The organism is Frankia sp. CgKIO3 (assembly GCF_977946435.1).
The window spans coordinates 1-7,442 of the sequence record NZ_CDWTMO010000182.1 but is presented as its reverse complement, the minus strand read 5'-3'; the positions used below and the strand labels follow the sequence as shown (position 1 = coordinate 7,442).

General features: G+C 68.7%; 9 protein-coding genes. 3 read left to right on the top strand and 6 right to left on the bottom strand.

What is annotated here, in order from left to right; genetic code table 11:
* From AC08OJ_RS17005 to AC08OJ_RS16980, 6 genes are all read right to left on the bottom strand, one after another.
* Positions 1 to 359 (bottom strand): TetR family transcriptional regulator (locus AC08OJ_RS17005; protein WP_476596233.1); only part of this gene is annotated, 359 nt, incomplete at its 3' end.
* Between the two features lie 157 nt (positions 360 to 516).
* Positions 517 to 1,686 (bottom strand): lipid-transfer protein, encoded by a 1,170-nt coding sequence (locus AC08OJ_RS17000; RefSeq protein WP_476596235.1) that lies wholly within the window; start codon positions 1,684 to 1,686, stop codon positions 517 to 519.
* A 172-nt stretch (positions 1,687 to 1,858) separates the two neighbouring features.
* Positions 1,859 to 2,077: a hypothetical protein gene (locus tag AC08OJ_RS16995; protein ID WP_476594187.1), complete on the bottom strand. Its 219-nt coding sequence runs from the start codon at positions 2,075 to 2,077 to the stop codon at positions 1,859 to 1,861.
* Positions 2,074 to 2,652, bottom strand: coding sequence for a SigE family RNA polymerase sigma factor (locus AC08OJ_RS16990; RefSeq protein ID WP_476594188.1), 579 nt, complete (start codon positions 2,650 to 2,652; stop codon positions 2,074 to 2,076). Before AC08OJ_RS16990 ends, AC08OJ_RS16995 begins: the two co-directional genes overlap by 4 nt.
* Before the next feature lie 6 nt (positions 2,653 to 2,658).
* Positions 2,659 to 3,528, bottom strand: coding sequence for a hypothetical protein (locus AC08OJ_RS16985; RefSeq protein WP_476596232.1), 870 nt, complete (start codon positions 3,526 to 3,528; stop codon positions 2,659 to 2,661).
* A 302-nt stretch (positions 3,529 to 3,830) separates the two neighbouring features.
* Entirely contained in the window at positions 3,831 to 4,175 is a 345-nt protein-coding gene (locus AC08OJ_RS16980; protein ID WP_476594190.1) for a hypothetical protein, read from the bottom strand.
* 201 nt (positions 4,176 to 4,376) lie between these two features.
* Here AC08OJ_RS16980 and AC08OJ_RS16975 point away from each other — a divergent pair, with 201 nt between their 5' ends.
* The 3 genes from AC08OJ_RS16975 (at position 4,377) to AC08OJ_RS16965 (ending at position 7,266) form a co-directional block, all read left to right on the top strand.
* Positions 4,377 to 4,682 carry a DUF3311 domain-containing protein gene (locus AC08OJ_RS16975; protein WP_476594191.1) on the top strand — a complete coding sequence of 102 codons (306 nt, stop codon included), beginning with the start codon at positions 4,377 to 4,379 and terminating at the stop codon, positions 4,680 to 4,682.
* Positions 4,679 to 5,026: a hypothetical protein gene (locus AC08OJ_RS16970; protein WP_476594192.1), complete on the top strand. Its 348-nt coding sequence runs from the start codon at positions 4,679 to 4,681 to the stop codon at positions 5,024 to 5,026. The genes AC08OJ_RS16975 and AC08OJ_RS16970 overlap by 4 nt, the downstream gene beginning before the upstream one ends.
* A gap of 146 nt (positions 5,027 to 5,172) precedes the next feature.
* Positions 5,173 to 7,266, top strand: coding sequence for a carbon starvation CstA family protein (locus AC08OJ_RS16965; protein ID WP_476596234.1), 2,094 nt, complete (start codon positions 5,173 to 5,175; stop codon positions 7,264 to 7,266).
* The last annotated feature ends 176 nt before the right edge of the window (positions 7,267 to 7,442 follow it).

Below are 7,442 nucleotides of genomic sequence, written 5' to 3'. Positions count from 1 at the left end.
AGGTCCGCGGTGGGGGGGTCGAGCTCGGGGCGGGCGGCGCGCACCCGGTCGGTGAGGCGGCGTCCGATCTCGCGGACCTCGGCGCGCAGCAGAGCATGGTCGTCAGGGGTCAGATGGCGGGCTTCGCGCTGCCAGAGCACGCCGATGTGGCGTTCGTCGAGGCAGCGGGCGGCGAGCCGGGCCGACGCCGTGGCGCGGTCGGTGCGGCCGGCACGGTCCGCGAGATCGAGATCATCGAGCAGGCGCCGCAGCGGGGCCAGGCCTGCAGAGATGACCTCGCGGAGCAGGTCCTGTTTACCGGAGAAGTGCCGGTATAGCGCGGACGGGCCGACCGCCACGGCCTCGGCGAGATCGGTCATGCCGATCTGGTCGTAGCCGCGGCGGGCGAACAGGTCCGAGGCAGCGCCGAGGATCAGCGCTCGCCGGTTACGCGGGCGGGTGCCGCGCGGCGGCGCAAGCGTGCGGTCCGGCAGGACAACCCCCTCGGTACGACCCCCTCGGTCTCCGAGGTGCGAATCAGCCTACCTTCTCGTAGAGGGCGACCACGGCGGCGCCGCCGAGGCCGATGTTATCCTGCAGCGCCACGGTCACGTCCTCGACCTGGCGCTTGTCGGCCTCGCCGCGCAACTGCCACACCAGCTCCGCGCACTGCGCCAACCCGGTCGCGCCCAGCGGGTGCCCCTTGGACAGCAGCCCACCCGACGGATTAGTCACCACCCGGCCGCCGTAGGTGTTGTCGCCGTCGACGATGAACTTCTCTGCCGTGCCCTCCGGGGTCAGCCCCAGCGCCTCGTAGGACATCAGCTCATTGCTGGTGAAGCAGTCGTGCAGCTCCACCACGCGCACGTCGAGCGGGTCCACCCCGGCCACCTCGTACACCTGCCGCGCGGCGGCCGCGGTCATGTCGTAACCGACCAGGCGCATCAGGTCCCCGTCGAACGAGGACGGGGTATCCGTGGTCATCGCCTGCGCGATGATCGCCACATCGGCGCGCAGCCCGTGGGCGCGCGCGAAATCCTCGGAAACGACCACCGCGGCGGCCGCGCCACAGGTGGGCGGGCAGCACTGCAACCGGGTCAGCCAACCGAGGATCCGCGGCGAGGCAAGAACCTCCGCCACGGTCACCGGATCAGTGAACACCGCATACGGGTTGTTGGCCGCGTGCCGGCGCGACTTCACCGAGATCCGCGCGAATACCGCCGGGTCCATCCCGTACTTCTCGCAGTAGGCCGCGCCCGCACCGGCGAAGTACCGCGGTGCGAACGGCACCCCCTCGACCTCGCCCTGCACCTTGGTGACCACGTCGTCGAACCGCCCGAAGGCGTTGGGCCGGTCGTCCCACTGCATCGTCAGCGCGCCGCGCCGCATCTGCTCGAACCCGAACGCCAGCACGCGGTCCGCCGCCCCGGAAGCCACCGCCTGCCGCGCCAGGAACAGCGCCGACGACCCACTCGAGCAGTTGTTGTTCACGTTCACCACCGGCGCCCCGGTCATCCCCACCCGGTACAGCGCCTTCTGCCCGCTCGTCGAGTCGCCGTACATATAGCCGGCGTACGCCTGCTGGACCGCAGCCAGGTCGATCCCAGCATCGGCCAACGCCGCCCTGACCGCCCCCTCGACCAGCACGTCGTAGCTGTCGCTCCTGCTCGGCGTCGCGAACGGCACCATGCCGACGCCCGCCACCATCACCCGACCGCCCATCATCGCTCCATGGGCTAGCTATTGTTCACTTAACACCGTGAGCACCACAGTAGCGCACGTCAAGGGGAGAGGTGTGGCGTAAGCGTGCTTGCGAGGATTCATAAGGTGGAGCGACGCGGGTGTGTCACAGCCTGCGATCGGGCGAAGTCCACACCGGTCAGTGGTTGAGCGCCCACAGGCCGACCAGGTTCGCGAAGGTGAAGACCACCGCGATGACGACGGCGAGGATGAGCCGCCTGCGGCGCTCGCGGCGGCGCCAGGTGGCCCGCGCCCGCCGGTAGGCGTCGGGCGACACGGGCACGCCGTCGGCGAGAGCGTCCAGGGCGTCGCGCAGCCGTCGTTCGGTGTCGTTGAGCGGCCCGGTGTGATACGTCATGTCTGGGACTCCATCGCGCGGGACAGCGCCGCCATTCCCCGGGCCGCATGGGATTTCACTGCGCCGCAGGAAATCCCCATGACCGCGGCTATCTCGGATTCCTTCAGGCCGAGCCAGTGCCGCAGTACCAGGGCCTCCCGCTGGCGCGGCGAAAGCCGCTGTAACGCGACGACTACAGCTCGCTGTTCGTGTCGCAGCAGCGCTTGCGTCTCCGCCGATTCTATCTGGCCTGATGGCCATTCCAGATGTTTTCGGACGACCTGGAGATGGCGTAGTCGCATTCGGGTGAGATTGCAGACTATGCTACGTATATACGGCAGGGTGGCGGTCGAGTCCCGCAGTTTTCGCCAGCGCCGGTAGAGCTCGTAGAACGCCTGCGCGGCGATATCCTCCGGGTCGTCCGCGCCGAGGAGGGCGGCCAGTCGTACCAATGAGACGTAGTGGGTATTGAAGAGTCGTGTGAGGGCGGTCTCCCGATCAAGATCGTGAAGATTCACCTGGATCTCCCCGGCAGGCAGCAGAGTAGCGGCGTCGCCGGCAGTGACGACTGCTGGATCTTTGAGGATGCCCTGCACCGCCGCTCACCGCCATCCCGGCGCGTCCGGCCGGGGGAGTCGGTCCACCTGGGATATCCGGCTGCTTCGGGCCACGCCGACGCGGTGAAGGACCGGGGTGAGCGCGGTGGCGACCGCCAGATTCAGCCCGAGCGCGAGGAGCGCCGTGTACAGCGGCACGGACGCCCCGAACAGGTGCAGGTTCACCACCGCGGAGAATTCGCCGAAGGTTACCAGGCAGGTTCCCGCCGCCATTCCTACCGCCCATCCGGCGAGCAGCGCACCGCGATGCAGCCAGGTGGAGAACAGGCCGATCCCGACCGCCGGGAAGGTCTGGAGTATCCAGACCCCGCCCAGCAGCTGCAGATCGATGGCATCCTGGTCGTGCAGACCGAGCACGAAGGCGAATGCCCCGATCTTTGTCACCAGCGAGACACCGCGGGCCACCCGGACCTGATGCTTGGGGGTGGCCGTGGGGTGAAAATACTCGACGTATACGTTGCAGACGAAGAGCATAGCGACCGCCACCGACATCACCGCCGCGGGGACGAGCGCCGCGACAACGAGCGCGCCGAAGACGACGCCGGTGGCAACCGGCGGGGCCAGCTGCTGGACGAGCAGCGGGACAGCTGCTTCGGCCTGCCCGCGGGGTGCGCGTACCCCCGCGGCCAAGGCGGCAACGCCGAGCAGCCCGAAGAGTCCGAGCAGGCCCGTCCAGGCCGGCAGGGTGACCGCCGAGCGGCGCAGGACGTCGGGGTTCTTCGCCGCGAAGGCGGCGGTGAGCACGTGTGGGTACACCAGCAGGGCCATCGCCGAGCCGAGCACGAGGCTCGCGAACGCGGCGAACGTCGACGGCTCCAGCGTGAGTGACGGATCCGGCAAGCCGTCCGCGGCCATGTTCCGCCGAGCCTGGCTAGGACGAGTCCGACCACGGCGAAGACCGCCAGGAAGATCAGAATTCCTTTGGCGACCGAGACGAGTGCCGGAGCGCGGATGCCGCTGTGATAGGTCGCGACGGCGAGCCCCCCGAACACCGAGGCCAGCACCAGGTCGCCGGGCAGCCCAGGCGGGATGAGGCCGCCGGCAACGAGCACCGCGCGGACGCCGACCAACTGCAGCGCGATGTACGGCGTGGTGGCCACGATTCCGGTCAGCGCCACGGCGAGCGCGAGCAGCGGCGACCGGTGGCGTTCCCGCACCTAGTCGCCCACCGTGACGTAGCCGTGGCGCCGAGCCGTCTCCGCCAGACGTGGGAGGAGCACGAAGGCTAGCGGATAGACGATGATCGTATAGGGCAGCGCGAAGAAGCCGAGAGCGCCCACCCCGTAGACGAGGCCGGGCACCGCGGCGAAGGTATATGCGGTGTAGATCGCACCGCCGAGCAGGAACCAGGTCAGAACGCCACCGAACGGGCGCCCTGCGAGCGCCCACCCTTCCGGCGAGGGGAGCTCGTCCCGCCGATAGAACGCGCGCGTCCTTACCGATAGTAACGAAGTGCCTGCTATCACGACGGTGAATCCCGCCACGGTCGTCCCGTCGGCCATCCGAACACCCTCCGTTACACGCGGCTTCCCGTATCATCCCGAAACAAGCCGTAAACCTCTAGCTCACCAAGTCGTAAACCGCGGAGGCGCGGCGAGCAACTCTCCCGGTGACACCATCGCGGCCTGCGTGACCACCCGGCCTGGGTACCTGGGCCAGGCGGTGGCTTACCACCAGGAAGATCAAAATGCAGGGAGATCAGGATGTGGCACGATGAGCAGGGCCGGGACACCCAGCGGGGTGCCCCGGCGAACTCCGCAGGCCGGCCGGCCGCCGGTCGTCCGGCCCGCGCGGCGGCACGTCGGCGGCGAACCGCCGCGGTCGCGTGCCTCGGGACACCGTTCGCAGCCCTGCTGGCGGTCCCGCTTTATGCGCAGGATGAGCCACGGCTGGCCGGGGTGCCGTTCTTTTACTGGTATCAGCTTGCCTGGGTGCCCTTAAGCGCGCTGCTGACCGCCGCCGCTTGGCGGCTGCACAGTCGGGGAACGGCGCCGGAAGGCCTGCGATGATCCGGTTCACCGACCGGGCCCGCGCGGCGCTCCGCGAGGGCGAGGTAGTCGTTTTTGACTGGGCCCCGCTGGGGCTGTGCTGCGCCTGCACCGGTCAACTGTGGCTGCGCACCGCGCCGCGGGCGCTCGTGCCGCGGCACCGGGGTTTCCGCCCGGTGGACGCGGATCCCGGTGGCAGCGCCGTAGCCCATCCACTTGCCTATCCGTTCCTCCTGGGCCGCGATGTCACAGTCGACTGCCGCTCGCGGCTCGGCTTCCGGCGCTTCAGCACCGACCTGCCGCCCGATGTCGGGCTCGCTGACCTGCTCGGCCGGGCCGCTCTCGCCAAAGGACGCCTCGTATGACTACCCGTCTCGATACTGCCGGAACCGGCCTTCCGCCTGGCGGCGGTCGTGGGCCTGGCCTTGGCCGGAGGACCGGCCGGCTCCGTTCGATAGCCATCTGGACCACGGTGTCGGCGGCCGGCGCGATCAGCTGGGCTGTGCTCGCGATGTCCCGCCACGAGTCGATCTCTGCGGCGTGGATCCTGCTCGCCGGCCTGGGATCCTTCGCCATCGCCTACCGCTTCTACGCCCGGTTCATCGCAAACCGGGTGCTGCGGGTGGATGACAGCCGGGCGACGCCGGCCGAACGCCTCGACAACGGCGTCGACTACCAGCCGACCGACCGGCGGGTCCTGTTTGGCCACCACTTCGCTGCCATCGCCGGGGCCGGTCCGCTCGTCGGCCCGGTGCTCGCCGTACAGATGGGGTATCTGCCCGGGACGATCTGGATCATCGCCGGTGTTATTTTCGCCGGTGCCGTGCAGGACATGGTGACGTTGTTCTTCTCCATGCGGCGGGACGGCAAGAGCCTGGGCCAGATGGCGCGCGACGAGATCGGCCCGGTGGGCGGGACAGCGGCACTGGTGGCTGTCTTCGCCATAATGATCATTTTGCTGGCGGTGCTGGCGCTTGTCGTGGTGAACGCACTCGCCGCCTCTGCATGGGGCACCTTCTCGATCGCAATGACCATCCCGATCGCCCTGTTCATGGGCATCTACCTGCGGGTGCTGCGACCCGGCCGGGTCGCTGAGGCCACCGCCGTCGGTGTCGCCGGACTGTTCGCGGCCCTTGTCGGCGGCCGCTGGATCCAGGACTCCGCCCTCGCCTCCGCCTTTACACTCAGCCCGAAGGCACTGGTCGCCTGCCTCGTCGGCTACGGCTTTGTCGCCTCGGTGCTGCCGGTGTGGCTCCTGCTCGCGCCCCGCGACTACCTCTCGACCTTTATGAAGGTCGGCACCATCGGGCTGCTCGCCATCGGCGTTCTCGTCGAATTTCCGGTACTTCAGGCGGACGCAATCAGTACTTTCGCGATCAGGGGAAACGGGCCGGTGTTCGCCGGCAGCCTGTTCCCGTTCCTCTTCATCACCATCGCCTGCGGTGCCCTGTCCGGATTCCACTCCCTCATCGCGTCCGGCACCACGCCGAAGATGATCCAGAAGGAGTCCCAGGTCCGGCTCATCGGTTATGGGGCGATGCTGACCGAGTCCCTTGTCGCACTGATGGCGCTGATCGCGGCGGCGGTGCTCAGCCCGGGCCTCTACTACGCCATGAATGCGCCCGGTGGGGTCGTCGGCAAGACCGCGGCGTCGGCTGCGTCCGCGGTCACCAACCTCGGTTTCACCATCACCCCGGACGCCCTCGAATCCGCGGCCCGGGCCGTCGGCGAATCGACGCTGGTAGCCCGCACCGGAGGTGCACCGACGCTCGCTGTCGGCATGTCCAACATCCTTTCAGGCGCATTCGGGGGCGGTCGCCTCGCCGCCTTCTGGTACCACTTCGCGATCATGTTCGAGGCATTGTTCATCCTGACCACTGTCGACGCCGGCACCCGGGTCGGCCGATTCATGTTGCAGGACATGCTCGGGAACGTGTGGAAGCCAACCGGCCGGGTGAGCTGGTGGCCCGGGATCTGGCTGAGCAGCGCGCTGGTGGTCGGCGCCTGGGGCTACTTCCTCTGGACCGGGGCAACCGACCCGCTCGGCGGCATCAACCAGCTGTTCCCGCTGTTCGGGATGGCCAACCAGATGCTTGCCGCCATCGCATTGGCGGTCGTCACCACCCTGTTCGTCAAGAGTGGGCGAGCGCGGTGGGCCTGGGTGCCCGGCGTCCCGCTCGGCTGGGATGCCGCCGTCACCTTCACCGCGGCCTGGCAGAAGGTTTTCTCGGACGATCCCAAGCTCGGCTTCTTCGCCCAACGGAACCGCTATGCCGACGCGCTCGACGAAGGCAGGGTTCTGGCGCCCGCGAAGAGCATCAGCGACATGCACAAAGTCGTCCAAAACTCGACCTTGGACGGGATCATGGCGATAGTGTTCGCCCTGCTGGTGCTCGTCGTGCTCGCCGATGCGGTACGGGTGTGCATACGGGCTGTCCGCACCCGGGTGCCGATACCCACCACCGAAGCGGACTATGTAGCCTCCCGTTTTGTCGCGCCCGGGGGATTGTTGGCGACCGCTGAAGAACGCCGGCTGCTCGCGGACGCAGCCCAGGCGGCCGTGGCCCCTCAGCCCGAGCCCGTCACACCGCCGCTGCGCCGCTGACAACATCCCACGAAAATGGCGAGAGTTGAATCTGTTTGCGCCGAGGCGAGCTGGCGACGGCCATCAGGCCGGAACCCGCTCGTCCCGGCGCAAACAGTCAGCGCGGCGGCGTCGGTGCGGCCCTCAATCTAATCAGACAGGCCGTGCCCGTCGGCGGCGTCGACGAACACGTACGA

What these genes read in the sequence shown, in the direction of transcription:
- AC08OJ_RS17000 (WP_476596235.1), bottom strand. Translation starts at nt 1,686, where the DNA reads ATGGTGGCGGGCGTCGGCATGGTGCCGTTCGCGACGCCGAGCAGGAGC.
- AC08OJ_RS16995 (WP_476594187.1), bottom strand. Translation starts at nt 2,077, where the DNA reads ATGACGTATCACACCGGGCCGCTCAACGACACCGAACGACGGCTGCGC.
- AC08OJ_RS16985 (WP_476596232.1), bottom strand. Translation starts at nt 3,528, where the DNA reads ATGGCCGCGGACGGCTTGCCGGATCCGTCACTCACGCTGGAGCCGTCG.
- AC08OJ_RS16980 (WP_476594190.1), bottom strand. Translation starts at nt 4,175, where the DNA reads ATGGCCGACGGGACGACCGTGGCGGGATTCACCGTCGTGATAGCAGGC.
- AC08OJ_RS16975 (WP_476594191.1), top strand. Translation starts at nt 4,377, where the DNA reads ATGTGGCACGATGAGCAGGGCCGGGACACCCAGCGGGGTGCCCCGGCG.
- AC08OJ_RS16970 (WP_476594192.1), top strand. Translation starts at nt 4,679, where the DNA reads ATGATCCGGTTCACCGACCGGGCCCGCGCGGCGCTCCGCGAGGGCGAG.
- AC08OJ_RS16965 (WP_476596234.1), top strand. Translation starts at nt 5,173, where the DNA reads ATGTCCCGCCACGAGTCGATCTCTGCGGCGTGGATCCTGCTCGCCGGC.